The 19,951-nt window shown below is 60.0% G+C and carries 21 protein-coding genes and 1 pseudogene; 14 read left to right on the top strand and 8 right to left on the bottom strand.

Translation table 11 applies throughout. The features are described 5' to 3' along the window. Position 1 precedes the first annotated feature (1 nt). Positions 2 to 952 (top strand): YihY/virulence factor BrkB family protein, encoded by a 951-nt coding sequence (locus AC193Q_RS13325; RefSeq protein ID WP_047295957.1) that lies wholly within the window; start codon positions 2 to 4, stop codon positions 950 to 952. Between the two features lie 2 nt (positions 953 to 954). After that, positions 955 to 1,494 (top strand): peptide deformylase, encoded by a 540-nt coding sequence (def, locus tag AC193Q_RS13320; protein WP_047295954.1) that lies wholly within the window; start codon positions 955 to 957, stop codon positions 1,492 to 1,494. 82 nt (positions 1,495 to 1,576) lie between these two features. Here the strand turns inward: def and AC193Q_RS13315 are convergent, their stop codons facing one another. Beyond that, on the bottom strand, positions 1,577 to 1,984 hold the full coding sequence (locus AC193Q_RS13315) for a GNAT family N-acetyltransferase (protein ID WP_047295952.1): 408 nt from the start codon (positions 1,982 to 1,984) through the stop codon (positions 1,577 to 1,579). A gap of 324 nt (positions 1,985 to 2,308) precedes the next feature. Here AC193Q_RS13315 and AC193Q_RS13310 point away from each other — a divergent pair, with 324 nt between their 5' ends. The 4 genes from AC193Q_RS13310 to AC193Q_RS13295 all read left to right on the top strand — a co-directional run bounded on the left by AC193Q_RS13310 (position 2,309) and on the right by AC193Q_RS13295 (position 5,823). Continuing rightward, a complete protein-coding gene (locus AC193Q_RS13310) occupies positions 2,309 to 3,250 on the top strand; it encodes a fatty acid desaturase (RefSeq protein ID WP_131671174.1) in 942 nt (313 codons plus the stop codon). Between the two features lie 44 nt (positions 3,251 to 3,294). Then, positions 3,295 to 4,086, top strand: coding sequence for a phosphate/phosphite/phosphonate ABC transporter substrate-binding protein (locus AC193Q_RS13305; protein ID WP_483879616.1), 792 nt, complete (start codon positions 3,295 to 3,297; stop codon positions 4,084 to 4,086). Between the two features lie 199 nt (positions 4,087 to 4,285). Further along, a complete protein-coding gene (locus AC193Q_RS13300; protein ID WP_483879615.1) occupies positions 4,286 to 4,813 on the top strand; it encodes a sigma-70 family RNA polymerase sigma factor in 528 nt (175 codons plus the stop codon). Next, a complete protein-coding gene (locus AC193Q_RS13295) occupies positions 4,810 to 5,823 on the top strand; it encodes an ABC transporter substrate-binding protein (protein WP_483879614.1) in 1,014 nt (337 codons plus the stop codon). Before AC193Q_RS13300 ends, AC193Q_RS13295 begins: the two co-directional genes overlap by 4 nt. A gap of 125 nt (positions 5,824 to 5,948) precedes the next feature. On the opposite strand, the gene gstA is transcribed toward AC193Q_RS13295, so the two are convergent. Beyond that, on the bottom strand, positions 5,949 to 6,542 hold the full coding sequence (gstA, locus tag AC193Q_RS13290; protein ID WP_483879613.1) for a glutathione transferase GstA: 594 nt from the start codon (positions 6,540 to 6,542) through the stop codon (positions 5,949 to 5,951). 99 nt (positions 6,543 to 6,641) lie between these two features. Between gstA and AC193Q_RS13285 the strand changes: the two genes are divergently transcribed. The 3 genes and pseudogenes from AC193Q_RS13285 to AC193Q_RS13275 all read left to right on the top strand — a co-directional run bounded on the left by AC193Q_RS13285 (position 6,642) and on the right by AC193Q_RS13275 (position 9,259). Continuing rightward, on the top strand, positions 6,642 to 7,532 hold the full coding sequence (locus tag AC193Q_RS13285; RefSeq protein WP_121186810.1) for a LysR family transcriptional regulator: 891 nt from the start codon (positions 6,642 to 6,644) through the stop codon (positions 7,530 to 7,532). 407 nt (positions 7,533 to 7,939) lie between these two features. Continuing rightward, a pseudogene (locus AC193Q_RS13280) lies at positions 7,940 to 8,668 on the top strand (PAS domain-containing protein); the annotation flags it as partial. Positions 8,669 to 8,719: 51 nt separating this feature from the next. Next, positions 8,720 to 9,259: a methyl-accepting chemotaxis protein gene (locus tag AC193Q_RS13275; RefSeq protein ID WP_236170321.1), complete on the top strand. Its 540-nt coding sequence runs from the start codon at positions 8,720 to 8,722 to the stop codon at positions 9,257 to 9,259. A gap of 77 nt (positions 9,260 to 9,336) precedes the next feature. On the opposite strand, the gene AC193Q_RS13270 is transcribed toward AC193Q_RS13275, so the two are convergent. The 4 genes from AC193Q_RS13270 to AC193Q_RS13255 form a co-directional block, all read right to left on the bottom strand. After that, the gene (locus AC193Q_RS13270) at positions 9,337 to 9,717 is read right to left on the bottom strand and encodes a hypothetical protein (RefSeq protein WP_131671178.1); all 381 of its coding nucleotides are present in this window, start codon (positions 9,715 to 9,717) and stop codon (positions 9,337 to 9,339) included. Positions 9,718 to 9,901: 184 nt separating this feature from the next. Further along, positions 9,902 to 10,462 (bottom strand): hypothetical protein, encoded by a 561-nt coding sequence (locus AC193Q_RS13265; RefSeq protein ID WP_483879633.1) that lies wholly within the window; start codon positions 10,460 to 10,462, stop codon positions 9,902 to 9,904. Between the two features lie 156 nt (positions 10,463 to 10,618). Next, positions 10,619 to 12,043: an MFS transporter gene (locus tag AC193Q_RS13260; protein ID WP_483879612.1), complete on the bottom strand. Its 1,425-nt coding sequence runs from the start codon at positions 12,041 to 12,043 to the stop codon at positions 10,619 to 10,621. 125 nt (positions 12,044 to 12,168) lie between these two features. After that, complete coding sequence (locus AC193Q_RS13255) at positions 12,169 to 12,609, bottom strand: PACE efflux transporter (RefSeq protein ID WP_483879611.1); 441 nt, start codon at positions 12,607 to 12,609, stop codon at positions 12,169 to 12,171. A gap of 121 nt (positions 12,610 to 12,730) precedes the next feature. Between AC193Q_RS13255 and AC193Q_RS13250 the strand changes: the two genes are divergently transcribed. Further along, positions 12,731 to 13,603, top strand: a complete 873-nt coding sequence (locus AC193Q_RS13250; RefSeq protein WP_483879610.1) for a LysR family transcriptional regulator — start codon at positions 12,731 to 12,733, stop codon at positions 13,601 to 13,603. Positions 13,604 to 13,750: 147 nt separating this feature from the next. Here the strand turns inward: AC193Q_RS13250 and gntR are convergent, their stop codons facing one another. Then, the gene (gene gntR, locus AC193Q_RS13245; RefSeq protein ID WP_047295927.1) at positions 13,751 to 14,782 is read right to left on the bottom strand and encodes an HTH-type transcriptional regulator GntR; all 1,032 of its coding nucleotides are present in this window, start codon (positions 14,780 to 14,782) and stop codon (positions 13,751 to 13,753) included. A gap of 216 nt (positions 14,783 to 14,998) precedes the next feature. On the opposite strand from gntR, the gene AC193Q_RS13240 reads away from it, so the two are divergent. Next, a complete protein-coding gene (locus AC193Q_RS13240) occupies positions 14,999 to 15,532 on the top strand; it encodes a gluconokinase (protein WP_047295925.1) in 534 nt (177 codons plus the stop codon). A gap of 82 nt (positions 15,533 to 15,614) precedes the next feature. Beyond that, positions 15,615 to 16,967: a GntP family permease gene (locus AC193Q_RS13235; protein WP_047295923.1), complete on the top strand. Its 1,353-nt coding sequence runs from the start codon at positions 15,615 to 15,617 to the stop codon at positions 16,965 to 16,967. Between the two features lie 182 nt (positions 16,968 to 17,149). On the opposite strand, the gene alaC is transcribed toward AC193Q_RS13235, so the two are convergent. Next, positions 17,150 to 18,364, bottom strand: coding sequence for an alanine transaminase (gene alaC / locus AC193Q_RS13230; protein WP_003227374.1), 1,215 nt, complete (start codon positions 18,362 to 18,364; stop codon positions 17,150 to 17,152). A 139-nt stretch (positions 18,365 to 18,503) separates the two neighbouring features. On the opposite strand from alaC, the gene AC193Q_RS13225 reads away from it, so the two are divergent. After that, positions 18,504 to 19,166 (top strand): LysE family translocator, encoded by a 663-nt coding sequence (locus AC193Q_RS13225; protein WP_047295921.1) that lies wholly within the window; start codon positions 18,504 to 18,506, stop codon positions 19,164 to 19,166. Positions 19,167 to 19,233: 67 nt separating this feature from the next. Continuing rightward, the gene (locus AC193Q_RS13220) at positions 19,234 to 19,728 is read left to right on the top strand and encodes a GyrI-like domain-containing protein (RefSeq protein ID WP_121186804.1); all 495 of its coding nucleotides are present in this window, start codon (positions 19,234 to 19,236) and stop codon (positions 19,726 to 19,728) included. Positions 19,729 to 19,951 lie beyond the last annotated feature (223 nt).

Below are 19,951 nucleotides of genomic sequence, written 5' to 3'. Positions count from 1 at the left end.
AATGATTTTTCCGGACATGAAAGGTCTGCCCCTGCACCGGGTGATGGTGCGCACGGTCACTGAATTCGTCGACGACGAGATGTCGACCTATGCCTCGGCGCTGGCCTACCAGATGCTGTTCTCGCTGTTCCCGTTCATTCTGTTTTTGATCGCCCTGATCGGTTTCCTGCACCTGCCGGACTTCTTCAGCTGGCTGCGTTTGCAGTCGGAACTGGTATTGCCGCCGCAGGCACTGGAGCAGGTCAACCCGGTGATCGATCAGTTGCAGCAGTCCAAGGGCGGCTTGCTCTCGGTGGGTATCGTCATTGCCCTGTACACCGCGTCTGCCGGTGTGCGTCTGATGATGAGCGCGATGAACGCCGCGTATGACGTGGTCGAGGGGCGGCCGATCTGGAAGCGCTTTCCGCTGTCGATTGTCTACACCGTGGGCATTGCCGGCATGCTGCTGGTGGCTGCCGCGCTGATGGTGCTCGGGCCGCAAGTGATGGGCTGGATTGCCGCGCAGGTAGGGCTGGAAGACTTCATCGTCACGGTCTGGACGATTGCGCGCTGGCCGGTGATCGTGATTCTGATGATGGTCGCCGTGGCGCTGATCTACTACGTGATGCCCGACGTCAAACAGGAATTCCGTTTCATCACCCCCGGCTCGGTGCTGGCCGTGGTGGTGTGGATCATCGCCTCGCTGGGCTTTGCGTTCTACGTCAAAACCTTCGCCAACTACAACGCGATGTATGGCAGCATCGGGGCGATCATCGTGCTCTTGCTGTATTTCTACATTTCCTCGGCGGTGCTGCTGCTCGGCGCGGAGATGAATGCGGTGATCGAACACATGTCCAGCGAGGGCAAGGACGCGGGCGAGAAAGTCCCCGGCGAACTCGATGTACATCCCAAACAACACGTCTCGGGCCTGGGGCGCGATCATTCGCTCAAGCCGGACACTGACGAAGCCTGATCATGATTCGTGAAATCCTCAAAATGGGCGACGAACGCCTGCTGCGCATCGCCCCGCCAGTGCCGCCGGAGATGTTCGACAGCCCCGAGCTGTGGCAACTGATCGATGACATGTTCCAGACCATGGAAAGCGTCGGCGGAGTTGGCCTGGCCGCGCCGCAGATCGGCGTCGATCTGCAATTGGTGATCTTCGGTTTCGAGCACAGCGAACGCTACCCGGACGCCGAAGCGGTGCCGCAGACAATCCTGATCAATCCGCTGATCACGCCGTTGAGTCCGCTGACCGAGGAGGGTTTCGAAGGCTGCCTGTCGGTGCCCGGCCTGCGTGGCGCGGTGGATCGTTATCAGCAGATCCGCTACGAGGGCTTCGATCCCAAGGGCGAGCCGATCGTGCGCGTGGCCTCGGGTTTTCATGCGCGGGTGGTGCAGCACGAATGCGATCACCTGATCGGCCGTCTGTATCCTTCGCGGATTACTGATTTCAGCAAGTTCGGTTTTACCGAAGTGATGTTCCCGGATCTTGATCCGAGCGCAGACGATTAAGCAAAAATCAAAAGATCGCAGCCTTCGGCAGCTCCTGCACCAATCCCTGTAGGAGCTGCCGCAGTCTGCGATCTTTTGATCTTCAAACAAGCCCCATCGCAATCATCGGCTTGCTCCGCGCATACCGGCTCAACCGTTCGGCCAATGCATAGGGCAGGGAAGGGTCGAAGCTGAAGCCACGCCGCTCATAAAACCCGCGCAAATCCGGATGGCAGAACAGCCACACCGGTTCCTGCACATCCTTCACTGCCGCCGCAATCAACTGCCCGGCAATCCCTTGCGCACGGCAATCCGGATCGACAAACAGCCCGGTCAACCAATACCCGCCCGCCACCGGCCGCAAGCACAACGCGGCGACGATGTCCTCGCGACGGGCCACCCACAGTTGCGCGTCGCGCACTGCTTTCATCGATGATTGGTGGCGGCGGTAAAACTTGTTCATCAACGGCCACAAAGGCTCGTCGAGCAGGCTGTACTGGGTATCGGACATGGGATCGGACTGACGGCGGGCAAAGCGCCGATTATAAAAGAACGCGCGACGCGCGATAGGTGTATACCTGAGCCTACATCCCTGTGAGTGGAGTACGCATCATGTCCAAAGGTATGGATTCAAAGAAAGCCGCGAAGAAGAAACCGGCCAAGACGGCGATTGAAAAGCGTGCAGAGAAAAAAGCCAAGAAGGTCGATATTTTCGGTCATTGATCACGTCCCTCGGGAGTCCGTCCTCCGGGCTCCCGCCTCAGCGCAAAAATAATCTGCAAGATTGCCCGGCTTCGTTGCACAGAAGGGGAAGATTCCCGTTCCGAGCCACGCCATGCCGAATTACTTCGACGTCCACCATCGCCAGCAAATCGAAACCCTGCGCCAGCGCTTCACCGCCCGCACCGAATGGCCGACATGGCTGTTGCTGATCGGTGTGTATGGCGGCTGGTTTGCGATCATCCTCAACAGCGCATGGCTGGGGCGCGGCCTGAGTACATTGCTGCTGATTCCGCTGCTGGTGCTGTGGCTTTCAGTACAGCATGAGTTGCTGCATGGGCATCCGACCCGCTCGGTGCTTTTCAATAAAATCCTCGGTTATGCACCCTTTGCGGTGTGGTACCCGTACACCTTGTACCGCGACAGCCATCTGTTGCATCACCGCGATGAACACCTGACAGTGCCCGGTGTCGATCCGGAAAGCCGCTATCTGACGGCGGTGCGTTGGCAGGGCAGTTCCTTGTTCGAACGCGGCCTGCACTGGCTGAACAAAACCGTGCTCGGGCGGTTCGCGATTGGCGCGCCGCTGGCCTTGCTGGCATTGGCCGCGGAAGAACTGCAACGCCTGAAAAACCGCGAGCGGCAAGCCTGGCGAATGTGGCTGACCCATGGTGCGTTCACCGTGTTGATGCTGTGGTTGGTCGCGCGCTTCAGCGTGTTGCCGGTCTGGCATTACCTGTTGCTGATCAGCGTACCGGCGCTGTCGATTGCGATGATCCGCTCCTACTATGAACACCGCCCGCACGCACAGCCGGAGCAACGCACCGTGCTCAACGAGGCCGGCTGGCCATGGCGCTGGCTGTTTCTGAATCTGAATTTTCATCTGGTGCATCACGACCTGCCGGGGCTGGCGTGGTACGACTTGCCCCAGGCTTACCGTATGCGCCGCGAGCAATGGGTCGCGCGTAGCGGCGGATTTCTGGTGCAGGGTTATGGGCAGTTGTGGTGGCGCCACGGGTTCAAGCCGATCGACAGTCCCGAGCATCCCTTTCACTGACCCCAGGACCACCACAGGTAAGTATTTGCAGGAAAATAATGTGTATGACCCAACATCACGTTGAACTGCTGATGTACACCGCCCCCGAGCCCATTCGTGCGGCCAACGAGCGCTGGATTTCCCGCATCCTCAAACACCTCGGCCACTCCCGCCTGAACGCCGCCAGCCTGTCGCTGCCCGAACTGTGGTTGTCGCCCGATCTGCTACTGACGCAAACCTGCGGCTACCCGTTGATGACCTTGCTGCGCGATCAGGTGCGCATCGTCGGTCGCCCGCGCTACGAATTGCCCGACGCCAGCGCCGGCAATCACTGCAGCCTGATTCTCAGCCGCGCAGACGATGCGCGCAAAACCCTGGCGGATTTTCGTGGCAGTCGCGGGGTGATCAACAGCGCAGACTCCAACAGTGGCATGAATCTGTTGCGCCAGCGCCTGGCGCCGTTGCAGCGCGACGGGCAGTTCTTCGCCACGGTCGGCATCAGTGGCGCACACCGCGAGAGTCTGCGCTGGCTGCGTGAAGAACGCGCCGATCTGGCAGCCATCGACAGCGTGACCTATGCCTGCCTTGCGCAATACGCACCCGAGGAGGTCAACGGATTGCGGGTGGTGGCGCGCAGTGCGTTCAGTCCGACGTTGCCGTTTATCACCGCCGTATCGACTACGGATAGACAGATCGAGCACTTGCGCCAGGTGATGAATCAGACGCTGCTTGAGTTGCCGGATGTGGCGCAGATCCTTGGATTGCCTGAGGTTCTGGCAGCCAGTGAAAGCGATTATCAGGTTGTGCTCGACTATCAGCGTGAGGCTGAAGAGTTGGGCTATGGCCGCTTGCGTTGAAAGATCGCAGCCTTCGGCAGCTCCTACAGGTTGAACGCATTTCAAATGCAGGCGCTGCCGAAGGCTGCGATCTTTTGCTTTTATATCTCCAAAAGGAATATAAAAATGAAATATAAATATTATTAATGCATAAGACGCCTTGCTAGGATCGCGCCACCGGATCACCGGACATTCAGCGACCCCTTACCCAGGAGCCCCTATGTCCGGCGCCGACACCGTTCACCTCAATCATCTCGACGTGTTGTTCCGCGCCCACTATCGCTGGCTATGCACGTACTTGCGCCGGCAGCTGCACGCCGCCGAAAACGCGGAAGACATCGCTGCCGAAACCTTCGCGCAATTGCTTCAGGCGCCCAGTGTCACGGCGATTCGTGAACCCCGCGCCATGCTCACCACGATTGCCCAACGCCTGCTTTATCAGCGTTGGCGCCGCGCGGACCTGGAGCGCCGGCATGCGCAGCAGATCGAGGTCGAGGTCGCCACTTCGCCTGAAGACCTCGCACACCTGAGCCAGACCCTCAAGCGCCTCGACCGCAGCCTGCAACGCCTGCCCGGCAAGGTCCGTTCGACCTTTTTGCTGGCACGGATCGATGGCCTGACTTACCCGCAAATCGCCGCCGAACTGGGCATTTCCCAGCGTTCGGTCAGCGCTTACATGAGCCGTTCCCAAGCCCTGTGCGACCGCCACAGCGCCAACCCAATCCTGACAGACAAGAGGTCCGCATGAGATCGATCAAAACCCTGCTCGGCCGTTCGTTGCTGGCGCTGAGCCTGAGCGTCGGCGCTGTTTCGGCGGCGGAGAAATCCGCGCCGATCCACTTCGGTGACATCACCTGGGAAAGCGGCAGTTTCATCACCGAAGTGCTACGCCTGATCGTCGAGAAAGGCTACGGCTACCCGACCGATACGCTGCCGGGGAGCACCGTCAGCCTGGAAGCGGCGCTGGCAAAAAACGACATTCAAGTGATCGGCGAGGAATGGGCCGGGCGCAGTCCGGCGTGGGTCAAGGCTGCCAATGAAGGCAAGGTGTTCGGCCTTGGGGACACGGTCAAGGGCGCGACCGAGGGCTGGTGGGTGCCGGAATACGTGATCAAGGGCGACCCCGAGCGCGGCATCAAAGCGTTGGCCCCGGAGCTGAAATCGGTGGCTGACCTGCCGCGCTACAAGGACGTGTTCCGCGACCCGGAAGACCCGCGCCGTGGACGCTTTCTCAACAGCCCGACCGGCTGGACCTCGGAGATCGTCAACAGCCAGAAGCTCAAGGCCTATGCGCTGACCGACAGCTACGTCAACTTCCGCACCGGCTCCGGCGCGGCGCTGGATGCCGAGGTGGCGTCATCGATCAAACGCGGCAAACCGGTGCTGTTCTACTACTGGTCGCCGACGCCGCTGCTCGGTCGCTTCAAACTGGTAAAACTCGAAGAACCGCCGTTCGATGCCGAGGCCTGGAAAACCCTGGCCGATGCCAACAACCCGAATCCCAAGGGCACCCGCTCGATGCCGGCCAGCCTGGCGATTGGCGTGTCGGCGCCGTTCAAGGCGCAATACCCGGAACTGGTGTCGTTCTTCGAGAAAGTCGACTTGCCGATTGATCTGCTGAACCAGACGCTGGCTGGAATGAGCGAAAAGCGCCAGCCACCGCGGCAGGTCGCCGAAGCGTTTTTGCGTGATCAGCCGCAGGTGTGGCAGGCGTGGGTGCCGAGGGAGGTGGCGAGCAAGGTGACGGCGGGACTTTGATTTTCAACTGTTTGATCGGTGGCGTTTGAGCTACCGCCTTCGCGAGCAAGCTCGCTCCCACACTGGGTCCATGGCTTGTCCGAATCCAGTGTGGGAGCGAGCTTGCTCGCGAATGATCTGCAGACTTACACCGCTTCCGCCGCCAACGCCGCCATCACGGTCGGCCGCTGCTCAATCCGCGCCTGAAACCGCGCCAGCGCCGGCCACTGTGCCAGTTCGATTCCGAACAACCCGGCCCAACGCAGCACCACAAACAACAACGCATCCGCCACGCTGAAGCCGCTCGGCAGCAGATACTCCTGCTGCTCCAGCACCGTGACCAACACGGCAAAACGCTTGAACAACTTCTCCTTGATCACTTCGGCCGGCAGCCGCTCATCAAACAGCGCGCCGAGGCCGCCGTGGATCTCGCTCGAAACGAAATTCAGCCACTCTTGCAAACGCAGCCGTTCGAAACTGCCGGGCGCCGGCGCCAGCCCTGACTGGGGTTGCAGATCCGCCAGATATTGCAGGATCACCGGGCCTTCGGTCAGCACCGCGCCGTTGTCCAGTTGCAGGGCGGCGACATAGCCTTTGGGATTGATCGCCATGAAGTCTTCGCCGCTGGCGGTGCGCTTGCTGCGGTTGTCGACGCGGATCAGTACGAAGGGCAGCTTCAGTTCGCGCAACACAATGTGCGGCGCCAGCGAACAGGCTTGCGGGGCGTAATACAGCTTCATCGGCAGCTCTCTGGTGAGGATTTGGCGCCAGTGTCATAGTGCGCCGCACCCTCGGTAAAATTAATCTTTCAGAAAGCAGCCATAAGGACAGCTACTGCCATGATGAACCTGATGCATTGGCGGCTGGTGGTCGCTGTGGCCGATCACGGCAACATCACCCGCGCGGCCGAACGGGTCGGCATGACGCAGTCCGGCGCGAGCCAGGCCCTGGCGCTGATGGAACAAACCCTCGGTGTGCAACTGTTCAGTCGCGAAAGCCGGCAAACCTTGCCCACCGCCATTGGGCTGCCGGTGATTGAGCAGGCGCGCGTAATGCTCGGCGCGCTGCAAACCATTCGCCAGACCGTCGACAGCGTGCGCCCGATGCTGCGCGGGACGATTCGCCTGGCAAGCTTTCCCATGGTCCTGGCGAGTTTTCTGCCGCCGCTGCTGCGCCAGTTCAATCGCCTTTACCCCGGGATCGAAGTGGTGGCGCTGGAGGTCAGCGATGACGAAGTGGAAACCTTGCTTGCGGCCGGTCTGGTGGATGTCGGTGTGGTGCTCAACCCGGCCCCCGAGCGCAATGCCGGGCCATTGGGCCGTGATGAATGGGTGGCGGTCGTGCCGACGGGCCATCCGCTGGCGCTGCGAGGAACCGAGCAAGGCGTCACCCTGCAAGAACTGACCGCGCTGCCCTTTGTGCTGGCCACCGGCGGTTGTTCGACCAACGCCCGCAGCCTTGCCGCCGAAGCCTGTTTGCAGTTGCAGGATGTGCGGGTCGAGGTACGCGAGTGGAGCAGCGCTTTCACGCTGGTGCGGGAAAACCTCGGCGTGACGCTGGTGCCGGAAATGACCTTGCCGGTCGACCGTCAGGGTTTGCGCGTGATTGCTCTGCAACCACCTGTCGAGCGGGTGTTTTCGCTGGTGTTGCCTGCGGGGCAGACGGCGTCGGCAGCGGTGCAGGCGCTGCTGGATTTGCTGGCGGAGACTTCGCTTGCCTCCGTTCGCTGAACCGTTTCTTGTGCAAAAAATGCCAGATACTGGCCGACTAGTGGCCTTGCGCGTGGCAGGGCGCTGGCTATGCTAGCTGTAACTAACTATGTCGACCGTCATCGGTTAGCCGTGATTTCAACGCTGCCAGAGTGCGCAATCAAAGGCACCGGACACTGAACCAACAAGGAGCCAGTTGTACATGGAAGTTCTTCTGCACGTTAGGGCTGGCCCGCTCGCGGGCTATCAAGAGAAGGATGTCTTGATGAGAGCGTCGCGGCATGCACGCTCGGATTAAACATCATTTATCACCTGACAACTTCCTCCTGTGGAGGAATGCGTGTGCCTGTTCTGTGGAACGTAGTGGTGGATTCTGAAAGACCTGAACTTTCATCAAATCAAAAGACCGCGCGGAAGGTGATACAACCATGTTCAACCTACATCACAAGGCTGACCTGCAGGAAATCGAGCGTTTCAGCTGCGCCTTGACCGAAGCCAATGCCAAGCTCGAAGCGATCAGCCGCTCGATGGCGATGATCGAATTTACCCCCGAAGGCATTGTTCTGGATGCCAACGAAAACTTCTGCAAGACCATGGGTTACAGCGCCGAGGAAGTGCGCGGCAAACATCACCGGGTGTTTTGCGAAGAAGCGTTTTATCGCAGCGAGGAGTACGCCAGATTGTGGCGCGACCTGGCCCGGGGCGAGCCGATCAGCGGCACGTTTCTGCGCTTGAACAAGTCCGGCAGGGAGATCTGGCTTGAAGCCAGTTACATGCCGGTGTATGGCCCGGACAAACAGGTCAAAAGCGTCATAAAAGTTGCCGCCGACATCACCGCCCGGGTCAACAAAGAGCACGAAGAAGAAAGCATGCTGGCGGCAATCAGCCGTTCGATGGCAGTGATCGAGTTCACCCCGGAAGGCAATGTGATTACCGCCAACGACAACTTTCTGCGCACCATGCAATACACGCTGCCGGAAATCGTCGGCCATCACCACAGCCTGTTCTGTCACCGTTCCGAATCCGAATCGGCGCAGTACAAAGCGTTCTGGGCGTCGCTCAATCGCGGCGAATATCACTCGCACCGTTTCGAGCGCAAGAACAAGTCCGGACAGATGGTTTATCTCGAAGCCTCGTACAACCCATTGTTCGACACCAAGGGCCGCTTGTACAAGGTGGTGAAGTTTGCCAGTGACATCACCCAGCAGATGACCACGCTGCAAAACGCCGCAGAATCGGCCCACAGCACTTCGGTACAGAACGATGCCTGCGCACAAAAAGGCTCACAGGTCGTGCAGCAGACGGTGCAGATCATCCAGGACATTTCCCGCGACCTCAACGAAGCGGCGCGGAGCATCGATGCGGTGAACAAGCAGTCGGACATCATCGGCACCATCGTCCAGACCATTCGCGGGATCGCCGACCAGACCAACCTGCTGGCGCTCAACGCCGCCATCGAAGCGGCCCGGGCCGGTGAGCACGGGCGCGGGTTTGCCGTGGTCGCGGACGAGGTGCGCAGTCTCGCGGCGCGCACCAGTCAGGCGACGCTGGAGATTGTCGAAGTGGTGCGCAAAAACCATGACCTGTCGCTGAGCGCGGTGTCGAGCATGCAGTCGAGCCTGAGTCGCACCGGGCTGGGTGTGGAACTGGCGAACGAGGCGGGGGAGGTGATCCTGGAGATTCAGCAGGGGTCACGGCATGTAGTGGATGCGATCGGGCAGTTCAATGCGACGTTGCAGTTGAACTGATGCTCTGAAATAGCGATGGACATTGTCCTGGCATCCAAGGGCAGTAGCGACTGCCCTTGTTTTATTATTGGCTCCTGTTATTTCAATTCGTACTTGGCAGTGAATTCGCCCTTGAACGCGATCAACCGCCCTATATCATCAAAGTAATTAGCGTCAATCGTTCCGACTTGGGTATCCAGATTCGGCCCGATGGTGACTTTCCCGGTTCCAGTGAGTGTGAGCAGTTTTTTTCCATTGTGATATTGCAGCTGAGGAACTCCCTCTGAGACGAAAACCAGATCGTGGGTACCGGGATCAAGCTCTGCGGGGTAGATGATCTGAACAAATTGAGCGCCCATGTCCGCTTTGAAAAGTCTGCGATCAAAAACAACCTTCTCTGTACTAAAGTTCTCTCCAACCGGATTTCCGTTATAGGTGGAATTGCACTCGCAAGTGCCGGTGAATGCGTTGGCTTCCATGATGATCTCCTGATCCAGGTACGTGAGCACGAATGTGATCACCGTTCCATTTAACAAGCGCGGGTCGAAAGAGCACCACTGTCAGTTCTTACAGGTCTCAGGCTTTTCTGATGAGTGGTAGCAATAAGGGGGGAGCGTACGAGAGAACAGGGTCGCAATGGACCCCGTTCCGTTTTGCATGAAACTAAAGCGCTGCGAGAAACTTGTCCGCCAGTTTGTCGCTGTCCTTGACGTCATTGGCGTTGTCTTTTTCCGCTTGTGCCAGCTTCATCTTGTCCTGCAGACGCTCGGCGATCTCTTTGCCGATGGCCAGTTGTTTCTCCGGCGGCATGGCTTTGATGTCGTCTTCGGTGATGCCCATGCTCTGAAGGATACTGTCGCGCAGACGCTGTTCCGGCGACTTGCTCATGTAGTCCTTGAACGCGTCGGTGGCCGAGGTGCCGGTGGTGCTGCCGGCAGTCGTGGCGTCGGTGGTTTGCAGGCCGACACGGGTCTTGGCGAAGGCTTCGTCGACGTTATCGCTGATGCGCGTGGCGGCGGCCACTTGCCGGGTGGCGATCTGCGTGGGCGAATCCTGGACCTTGGAGGTCGCATCGGTGGCTTGCGACTGAGTCTGGTTCTGCAGCGATTGCAACATGGCGCCGTGCAGGCCGCTTTGCAGACCGGCAGCGGCGGTCGTGGTCGCGTCATCCGCCAACCGCTTGGGCAGGTGGATGAGCTGCTGCTGTTTGGCACTGACCAACATCATGATGGAGTCCTTTGGATAATTGCTGACGGGCATAGCCGAGCAATTAGCGTGCCTTTGCAGAACATCCTGCTATTTCAAGACTTTACTGTTGGTGCGTGCGCAACCAGGCGGTCATCCCTTGCCGCCGGGCGGCAGAGGATGACCGTGCGGCCCTCAGCGATGGGCAATGTTTTCCAGTGCCAGATTGCGCGTGCGCGGGCCGAACCCGCCGATGGTCAGCATCACGATCAGCATGCTGCTGACGATGAACGCCAGTACGCCGGGCGTGCCGAAGTGGTCGAGGAATAACCCGATCAACAGGCTGCTGAACACTGTCGACAAGCGACTGAACGAATAACAGAAACCCACCGCCCGGGCGCGGATGTTGGTGGGGAACAGTTCGCTCTGGTACGAGTGATAACTGAAACTCAGCCAGGCGTTGCAGAAGGTGATCATCACCCCGCAGAAGATCAGGCCGAAGGCGCTGGTCTGTAACGCGAACAGGGTGCCGAAGGTCATGGCGCCGAGGGCTGAGCCGACGATCTGCCATTTGTTCTCGAAACGGTTGGCGAACTTCACGAACAGCAATGGCCCGAGCGGGTAGGCCAGGGTGATGATGAAGGCGTACATCAGGCTGTGGGTGACGCTGACGCCCTGGCCGGACAGCAGCGCCGGCAGCCAGTTACCAAATCCGAAGAAACCGATCGCCTGGAACACGTGAAACACGATCAACATCAGCGCCCGACGCCGATACGGTGGTTGCCAGATATCGGCGAAACGGCCCTTGCCCTCGACATCCACCGGAACGGCTTCAGGCGCATCCAGCGGTTGGCGATGATCCTTCTCGCAGCGGGCTTCGATGGCGTCGAGAATCCGATTGGCTTCATCGAATCGTCCATGCTGCGCCAGCCACCGCGGCGACTCCGGCAGACGCTTGCGCAGCCACCAGATGAACAGCGCAAACACCGCGCTCGCCAGCACCACCCAACGCCAGCCCGACACACCGAACGGCGCCTGCGGCACCAGCCACCACGACATCAACGCCACCGCCGGCACCGAGAGAAACTGCACGAAAAAGGCGAAGGCAAACGCCGAACTGCGCATGCGCTTGGGCACCAGTTCCGAGAGGTAGGCGTCGATGGTCACCAGCTCGATACCGAGGCCAATCCCCACCAGAAAACGCATGCAGATGATGCCCAGCGCCGAGCTTTGAATGCCCATCAGCACCGTGGCCACCGTGTACCAGACCAGCGCAAAGGTGAAGATCGCGCGGCGGCCGAAACGATCGGCCAACGGACTGAGCAGGCTGGCGCCGAGAAACAGACCCAGGAAGGTCGCCGACGCGAACGCCGCCTGATCGGAGAAACCGAACACACCCTGATTGCCGGTGGCGAAGATCCCGTCACGGATCAGCCCGGGGCTGATGTAGGCCGTCTGGAACAAATCGTAGAGTTCGAAGAAACCGCCAATCGACAACAGCGCCACCAGTCGCCAGATCGTGGCGACGGCGGGCAGACGGTCGATGCGGGCGGAAATCTCGGCGGCGCGTATCGGATCGATGCCGTCGCTTTGCGCGGCGGCGGGGGCGTGAGCAGTCATCGGCGGATCCATTTTTTATTGATGGAAAAGCTTAGCCTGCTATCGGAGTTCACGGATTGTGAATTTCACCGGTCAGCCCCGGAGAACCGCCGATTTCTTGCAATAACTGCTTACCAATTAACGATTTATGCCGCAGCAGTCGAATCGGGCAGCGCCGAGGCCGGCAAGCCGAAGACGCGATCGAACAGCCAGTTGAAGGCAAACGTGTAGCACGGGATGAAGATGATCAACGCCAGATCCAGCAGGAACGCCTGCACCAGACTGATGTTCATCCACCAGGCGATCAGCGGGATCAGGAACACGATCAGTGTCAGCTGAAAACCCACGGCGTGGGCAATGCGCCGCTTGACCGTGCGGGTGCGTGACTGCTGGCGGCTTTCCCAATGCTCGAACAGTGTGGTGTAGATGAAATTCCAGGTCACGGCGATGGTGGTGATGATCACCGCCAGCGGGCCGGTGCTGCCCGGCGAGGTGCCGGACAACAGCGCCAGGCCGAGGGCGGAGAAGGTCATGCCGATCACTTCGTAGAGCGACACGTAAACCAGTTTGCGTTTGACGCCTTGCATGGGGATTTGCCTCTTTCTTGCAACATGTGGCCAGCGGGACTGGCGAAGGCGGCGAAAGATAGCTTCAATAGGCGTGACAGAAAAAGTCAGTAGCTTTCAGTTTTGGTGATAGGTAGATGAAGTGAATTTCAACAGCGACAGCATCGAACTGTTCCTCGCAGTGATCGAGCGTGGCTCGTTTTCCGCTGCTGCCCGCGCTTTGGGGCGGGTGCCGTCGGCGGTGAGCATGGCTATCGGCAATCTGGAGGCGGAGCTTGGCTACGCCTTGTTCGACCGCAGCCATCGCGAGCCGCAGCCGACAGCGATGGCACTGTCACTGGTGCCCCACGCGCGGCTGATTGCCGAGCAGCTCAAGCAACTGCAAGTGCATGCGGTGGAGTTGTCGCTGGGGTTGGAGAGCAAGCTGTCGATTGGCGTGGTCGCGGACATTGACCGGCGCCGCTTGCTCGCTGCGATCAAGGTGATTGCCGAGCGTCATCCGCTGCTCGATATCGAAGTGTTGACCGCGCCGCAGGACGATGTGCTGGCGATGCTGCACAGTGGCCGTGTCAGCGTGTGTCTGGCGTTTGCCGGGTTGAGCATGAACGTGCATGAGCGCTTTCAGTTCGTCGGCAGCGAACGGATGATCGCCACGCTCGCGGCGGACAGTCCGTTGTTGCAGGGGCAGGATCTGTTTCTCGAAGACCTCGTACATGTGCGGCAGATCGTCGTCGCCAGTCGCGACTTGCCGATCAGCGAAACCCGGCCGCTGGTGGCCGAATCGCATTGGCGCACCGACACCCTGGAGACTGCGCTGGAGATGGTCGAGGCGGGGCTGGGCTGGGGCAATTTCCCGTTGTCGGTGGTGCAGCCGTGGCTGGACAGCGGGCGCTTGCAACGCCTGAATTTCCGCAATATCGAGAATGGCCTGGTGCTGCCGGTACATGCGGTGTGGCTCAAGAGCCAGCCACTGCAGAAGGGCGCATCGGCCCTCGTCGAACTGCTCAGGCACTGATACATGCGCAGGGTGGGTGTACCCAAAAACTGTGGGAGCTGGCTTGCCAGCGATTGCGGTGTATCAGTCAACACTGTATCGACTGGCCTGACGCCATCGCTGGCAAGCCAGCTCCCACAGGGATTGCTTCCGACAGGATTTCAAAGGTCAGGTACTCTCGCGAATCTTCAGTTCAAAACCCATGTCTTCCACCGGCCGCGCCACGCTGTTGCCGGCCATCAACGTCAGCATCTGCTCCGCCGCGCGCCGGCCAATCGCCTCGCGCGGGGTGTTGATGCTGCTCAGGCGCGGCACCATGTGCTCGGACATCGGCAAGTCGTTGAAGCCGAGGATCGCCACCTGCTCGGGGATCTTGATCCCGTTGCGCAGCGCTTCGAGCAGGGCGCCCTGCGCCAGGTCGTCGTTACCAAAGAAGATCGCATCGACGTCCGGATGCGCCGCCAGCAGTTGCAGGAACAGCTCACCGCCTAATCCCACCGACGAGGAGCGTGGGGTCAGCACTTCCAGGTCCGGGTCATAGCGCCCGGCCTTCTGCAGGGCTTTGCGAAAACCCTCGCCGCGCAACAAGGTGCGCTGATCGAGTTGCGCGCCGATATAGGCCAGACGCTTGCGACCGCGCGAGAGCAAATGCTCGGCCGCGGTTTCGCCGGCGCTGAGCTGCGAGAAACCAACGCAGTTCACGCCGGCCGCGCTGTCCAGTTCCATCATGTACACGCAGGGAATGTTGCTGGCTTCGATCATCCGCCGCGAACTTTCTGTGCGATCAAATCCGGTCAACAGCAAACCACGCGGCTGATAAGCCATGTAGTTGCGCAGCAGGTTTTCTTCTTCATCGCGCGAATAGTGGAAGTTGCCGATCAGCACTTCGAAGCCCTTGGGCGTCAACACCCGATGAATGGCTTCCAGCGTGTCGATGAACAGCAGGTTGGACAGCGACGGCACCAGCACCACCACCGAATGGCTCTGCGCCGAGGCCAGGGCGCGGGCGGCAGGGTTGACCACGTAGTTGAGTTCGAGCGCGGCTTTCTGCACTTTTTCCACCAGTTCGGTGGCCACGGTGCTGACCCCGCGCAGGGCGCGGGAGGCGGTAATCGGACTGACGCCGGCCAGACGGGCAACTTCATTAAGGGTGGGACGGCCGGTGGTGCGAGTGTTTTTATCGTTTTTAGGGGTGGTCATCGGGCGGCTTGCCAAACAAAAATCAAGGCACTAAGGTAGCGCTGTCCTGATGCAGCTGCAAATGCGTAAGCGAGGTCCTGCCTGATCCTCGCTTTTTGGCGTTGGGCGACAACCTGCTGCAACCCAAAAAAACGACAAGAAGGCGTCGGCAACTTCTGCCTGTGCACTAGAGTCATAGCTAGCAAAGGTAGCGCTGTCTGCGCGCTGAGGTGTTATATGAGTCATCCCATCACCGCCCTGGTCATCATGGGCGTTGCCGGTTGCGGCAAGACGTGCGTCAGCCAGGCCCTGTGCCAATTGAGCGGCGCCACTGCCATTGAAGGCGATACTTTTCATCCGGCCGCCAACATCGAAAAGATGAGCGCGGGGATCCCCTTGAACGACGACGACCGTGCCGGCTGGCTCGACAGCCTGTGCGCTGAGTTGCGTCGTGTCGATGCACTCGGCGAGCGTCCGGTGCTGACCTGCTCGGCGCTTAAACACAGTTATCGCGAAGTGCTGCGCAGTGCCTTGCCGGGCCTGGGCTTCGTGTTCCTTGAGCTGACCCCAGAAGTGGCTGCCGACCGCGTGTCCCATCGCCCGGGCCATTTCATGCCGGCAACGTTGATCGAAAGCCAGTTTGCCACCCTCGAATCGCCGGTCGGCGAGCCGTTGACCCTGGCACTGAATGCTTCGATCCACAGCGTTGAAGAGCTGGCGGCCCAGGCGCACGTCTGGTGGCAGGCTCATGGTCTGAAACAGGCGGTATGAGTGTGTTGAAAGAGTTAGCGCTGTCCTCACGAATTCTGTTTAACCCGCTTTAATAACAACAACAAGCCAGGAGACACCCCCAATGTTTGGCATGTCCCACGACGCCTACCTGCTGCTCGATGCAGTGGTCACGGTAATCGGTCTGATTATCCTGATCACCAAATTCAAGATTCACCCCTTCATCGCCCTGACCATCGCGGCCGCGTTCCTCGGCCTGACGTCCGGCATGCCGATCGGCACCATCATCAAGGCGTTCCAGGACGGCTTCGGTGGCGTGCTCGGTTTCGTCGGCATCATCCTTGCGCTGGGCACCATGCTCGGCAAAATGATGGCCGAATCCGGTGGCGCCGATCAGATCGCGCAGACCCTGATCCGCGCGTTCGGCAAGGACAAAGTGCAGTGGGCAATGATGTTCGCCGCGTTCCTGGTCGGTATTCCGCTGTTCTTCGAAATCGGCTTCGTGCTGCTGATTCCGCTGGTGTTCATCGTTGCCCGGCGTACCGGTGTGTCGATCATCAAGATCGGTATCCCGCTGCTCGCCGGTCTGTCTGCGGTACACGGTCTGGTGCCGCCGCACCCGGGCCCGCTGCTGGCAATCGGCGTGTTTGGTGCCGACATCGGCAAGACCATTCTTTACGGACTGATCGTGGCGCTGCCGACCGCCATCATCGCCGGCCCGATCTTCGGTACGTTCATCGCCAAGCACATTCCCGGCACGCCGAATCAGGAACTGGTCGATCAACTGGCCCGCGAAACCGATTCGCAGAACCTGCCGAGCTTCAGCATCACCCTGGTGACTGTGCTGCTGCCGGTGTTCCTGATGCTGCTGAAAACCTTCGCTGACGTCGCGCTGCCGGACGGTCATTTCTTCCGCACCTGGATGGACATGATCGGCCACCCGATCTCGGCACTGTTGCTGGCCTTGCTGCTGTCGCTGTATACCTTCGGTCACAAGCAGGGCATCGGTTCGCAGCAGATGCTCAAGTGGCTGGACGCAAGCCTGGCGCCGACCGCCGCGATCATTCTGATCATCGGTGCCGGTGGTGGCTTCAAGCAGATGCTGGTGACCAGCGGCGTGGGCGACGTGATCGGCCACATGGCGGTCAGCGCGCAGATCTCTCCGATCCTGCTGGCATGGCTGGTAGCGGCGGTGATTCGTATCGCCACCGGTTCGGCCACCGTGGCGACCATCACGGGCGCCGGCATCGTGGTGCCGGTGGTGGGGATGATTCCGGGCGTCAACCGTGAACTGCTGGTGCTGGCCACCGGTGCCGGTTCGTTGATCCTGTCCCATGTGAACGACGCCGGTTTCTGGCTGGTGAAGCAGTACTTCAACATGACCGTGGCCGAGACGTTCAAGACCTGGACAGCGATGGAAACCATCCTGTCGGTGGTGGGCCTGGGCTTCATTCTGTTGCTGTCGCTGTTCGTTTAACCTCGAACGCAAGACACAAAAAAACCGCAGCGATGCGGTTTTTTTGTGGGCGACGGTATCAGGCTCAATACATTACCCCTGTGGGAGCGGGCTTGCCCGCGAAGGCGTCGTGTCAGTCGACATCAATGTTGTCTGAACCGCCGCATTCGCGGGCAAGCCCGCTCCCACAGTGTGACGTGTCGTCAGACGGCTTTCGGTGCTAACCCATCCGCCCGGAACATCCCGCGAATCCCGCGCACTGCCTGCCGAATCCGGTCCTGGTTTTCGATCAGCGCGAAGCGCACATGATCATCGCCATACTCACCAAAACCCACCCCCGGCGAGACGCAGACCTTCGCTTCGGCCAGCAGCTTCTTGGCAAACTCCAGCGAGCCCAGATGCGCATAAGCCTCGGGAATCTTCGCCCAGACATACATCGACGCCTTCGGATTCTCGACCATCCAGCCCAGCTCGTGCAGGCCTTTGACCAGCACGTTACGGCGCTGGCGATACTGTTCGGCGATGTCACGCACACATTGCTGATCGCCTTCCAGCGCAGCAATCGCCGCCACTTGCAGCGGAGTGAAAGTGCCGTAGTCGTGGTAGCTCTTGATCCGCGCCAGGGCGTTGACCAGTTCCGGGTTGCCGACCATGAAACCGATACGCCAGCCGGCCATGTTGTAGCTTTTGGACAGGGTGAAAAACTCCACCGCGATGTCCTTGGCGCCGGGCACCTGCATGATCGACGGGGCTTTCCAGCCGTCATAGACGATGTCGGCGTAGGCCAGGTCGTGCACCACCAGTACGTCGTATTGTTTGGCGAGGGCGATTACCCGTTCGAAGAAATCCAGTTCCACGCACTGCGCGGTGGGGTTGGACGGGAAACCGAGGATCATCATCTTCGGCTTCGGGATCGAACCGCGAATGGCCCGTTCCAGCTCGGCGAAAAAATCTACGCCGGGCACCAGCGGCACCGAACGCACCTGAGCACCGGCAATCACCGCGCCGTAGATGTGAATCGGGTAGCTCGGGTTCGGCACCAGTACCGTGTCGCCCTGATCCAGGGTCGCCAGCATCAAATGCGCCAGGCCTTCCTTGGAACCGATGGTGACGATGGCTTCGCTTTCCGGGTCGATGTCGACCGCGTAGCGTTCCTTGTACCAGTTGGAAATCGCCCTGCGCAGGCGCGGAATGCCCTTGGACGTGGAGTAACCGTGGGTGTCTTCACGTTGGGCAACTTGTACCAGTTTTTCGACGATGTGCGGCGGCGTGGCCCCGTCGGGGTTGCCCATGCTCAAGTCGATGATGTCTTCACCACGGCGCCGCGCGGCCATCTTCAGCTCGGCGGTGATGTTGAAAACGTAAGGGGGGAGTCGATCAATGCGCGCAAAGCGGCGCGGCGAACCTTGTTCAGCCATTGTTGCCTCGGATAACGTAAGCGCCCGGAACCGTCCGAGCGACGCTGGTCACTGCGGTGACCTGTGGCGGAAGATAAGGGCTGTGATGGCAGACTGTCCAGCCTGCATGTAAACAAATTTTTCCCAAGGAAATCGGTAGATGGAATTCACCAGCGGCTTCTTGCTGAGCCTTTCGCTGTGCCTGGACATCGGCGTAGCCAACATCGCAATGATCACCCTGGCGATGCAGCGCGGTTACTTTCAGGGCTTCGCGCTGGGCCTCGGCACCTGCGTCGGCGACCTGATCTACGCGGTGCTGGCGCTGGCCGGGATGACCGTGTTGCTGCAGTACGAAAGCGTGCGATGGGTGTTGTGGATCGGCGGGTCGGCGCTGCTGGTCTACTTTGCGGCGAAGATGATCTATTCGGCGATTCATCACGAAGCGCAGCTGGCGGCGACGGCGGAGGTGGGGCAGAACTCGCATCGCAAGGAGTTCTTTCGCGGGATTTTCCTCGCCATGTCTTCACCGAGCGCGATTCTCTGGTTCGCCGCGGTGGGCGGCACCCTGATCGCCCGTTCCGGTGGCGGTGGCCCTGTAAGTTCGGTGCTGTTCCTCGGCGGCTTCCTGTGCGCCGGGCTGCTGTGGTCGGCCGGGCTGTGCTTCGCCGCGAGCCACGGCGGCAAGTTGCTCGGCGACAAGCTGTTGCGCTACTCCTACATGGCATCGGCAGCGATCTTCTGCTATTTCGCGGTGTACGTGATCGTATCCGGTTATAACGAGTTCGTTGGCTCAGGGGCTGCCGACCAGTTGCACGCCTTGTGACATTGCGAATCGGGTTTGGCTTCTATACTCAGCAGCCGAACCCCTCTTTTGTTCCAGGAGTCGAGTCATGGATGAGCAAAAACGCGTCGAAGTGGCTGAACCTCGCTTCGAACATGGACACTTCCTGCTGATCGCAGGATTTCGTGGGCGATTTACCCAAGACACCGCCAAGCACATCCCCACGCTGTGGGAAAAGTTCTTGCCGCACCTGGGAAAGATACAGGGACAAAAAAACGAAGTGACCTACGGCGTTTGCAGCAATTTCGACGACCAAGGTGGCTTCGATTACATCGCCGGGGTGGAAATCAGCAAGCTCGACGACCTCGACCAGAAGGTCTATCAGTGGGTCGAAGTGCTGCCTCGTCAGTACGCCGTGTTCGAGCACAAGGGACCGCTCGATGAGTTACCGCAAACCCTGCAATACATCTACAAGACCTGGCTGCCGACCTCCCACTATGTGGAGCTCAACGCCCCGGAGCTGGAGCGCTACAGCGCCGATTTCAATCCGCGACTGCACACCGGCAAACTGGAAATCTGCGTGCCGGTCGACACCAAAGCCTGAACCATGACGATGAGGCGGATCACTGATCCGCCTCATGTTGTTCAACCGCGCTTGCCCTTGCCCAGCCGTCGCGCCCGCAACAGGTCGATGCCCAAGGTGATAAAGCCGAACGTACTGATGCCCAACACCATCAACAGGCCGATTTCAACGCTGCTCATAAGCGGTTACCCCCAAGGATGATCAGAGACACACCGCAGGAATAGCCTGTCACCGGCGCGAAGAA

This window comes from Pseudomonas sp. F2, from assembly GCF_057174385.1.
The sequence above is the reverse complement of the archived record's forward strand: the minus strand, read 5'-3'. Positions and strand labels throughout refer to the sequence as shown.

Bases quoted from the DNA above. Each gene is read 5' to 3' on its own strand.
- AC193Q_RS13325 (WP_047295957.1), top strand. From the start codon at position 2: ATGATTTTTCCGGACATGAAAGGTCTGCCCCTGCACCGGGTGATGGTG.
- def (WP_047295954.1), top strand. From the start codon at position 955: ATGATTCGTGAAATCCTCAAAATGGGCGACGAACGCCTGCTGCGCATC.
- AC193Q_RS13315 (WP_047295952.1), bottom strand. From the start codon at position 1,984: ATGTCCGATACCCAGTACAGCCTGCTCGACGAGCCTTTGTGGCCGTTG.
- AC193Q_RS13310 (WP_131671174.1), top strand. From the start codon at position 2,309: ATGCCGAATTACTTCGACGTCCACCATCGCCAGCAAATCGAAACCCTG.
- AC193Q_RS13305 (WP_483879616.1), top strand. From the start codon at position 3,295: ATGACCCAACATCACGTTGAACTGCTGATGTACACCGCCCCCGAGCCC.
- AC193Q_RS13300 (WP_483879615.1), top strand. From the start codon at position 4,286: ATGTCCGGCGCCGACACCGTTCACCTCAATCATCTCGACGTGTTGTTC.
- AC193Q_RS13295 (WP_483879614.1), top strand. From the start codon at position 4,810: ATGAGATCGATCAAAACCCTGCTCGGCCGTTCGTTGCTGGCGCTGAGC.
- gstA (WP_483879613.1), bottom strand. From the start codon at position 6,542: ATGAAGCTGTATTACGCCCCGCAAGCCTGTTCGCTGGCGCCGCACATT.
- AC193Q_RS13285 (WP_121186810.1), top strand. From the start codon at position 6,642: ATGATGAACCTGATGCATTGGCGGCTGGTGGTCGCTGTGGCCGATCAC.
- AC193Q_RS13275 (WP_236170321.1), top strand. From the start codon at position 8,720: ATGACCACGCTGCAAAACGCCGCAGAATCGGCCCACAGCACTTCGGTA.
- AC193Q_RS13270 (WP_131671178.1), bottom strand. From the start codon at position 9,717: ATGGAAGCCAACGCATTCACCGGCACTTGCGAGTGCAATTCCACCTAT.
- AC193Q_RS13265 (WP_483879633.1), bottom strand. From the start codon at position 10,462: ATGTTGGTCAGTGCCAAACAGCAGCAGCTCATCCACCTGCCCAAGCGG.
- AC193Q_RS13260 (WP_483879612.1), bottom strand. From the start codon at position 12,043: ATGACTGCTCACGCCCCCGCCGCCGCGCAAAGCGACGGCATCGATCCG.
- AC193Q_RS13255 (WP_483879611.1), bottom strand. From the start codon at position 12,609: ATGCAAGGCGTCAAACGCAAACTGGTTTACGTGTCGCTCTACGAAGTG.
- gntR (WP_047295927.1), bottom strand. From the start codon at position 14,782: ATGACCACCCCTAAAAACGATAAAAACACTCGCACCACCGGCCGTCCC.
- AC193Q_RS13240 (WP_047295925.1), top strand. From the start codon at position 14,999: ATGAGTCATCCCATCACCGCCCTGGTCATCATGGGCGTTGCCGGTTGC.
- AC193Q_RS13235 (WP_047295923.1), top strand. From the start codon at position 15,615: ATGTTTGGCATGTCCCACGACGCCTACCTGCTGCTCGATGCAGTGGTC.
- alaC (WP_003227374.1), bottom strand. From the start codon at position 18,364: ATGGCTGAACAAGGTTCGCCGCGCCGCTTTGCGCGCATTGATCGACTC.
- AC193Q_RS13225 (WP_047295921.1), top strand. From the start codon at position 18,504: ATGGAATTCACCAGCGGCTTCTTGCTGAGCCTTTCGCTGTGCCTGGAC.
- AC193Q_RS13220 (WP_121186804.1), top strand. From the start codon at position 19,234: ATGGATGAGCAAAAACGCGTCGAAGTGGCTGAACCTCGCTTCGAACAT.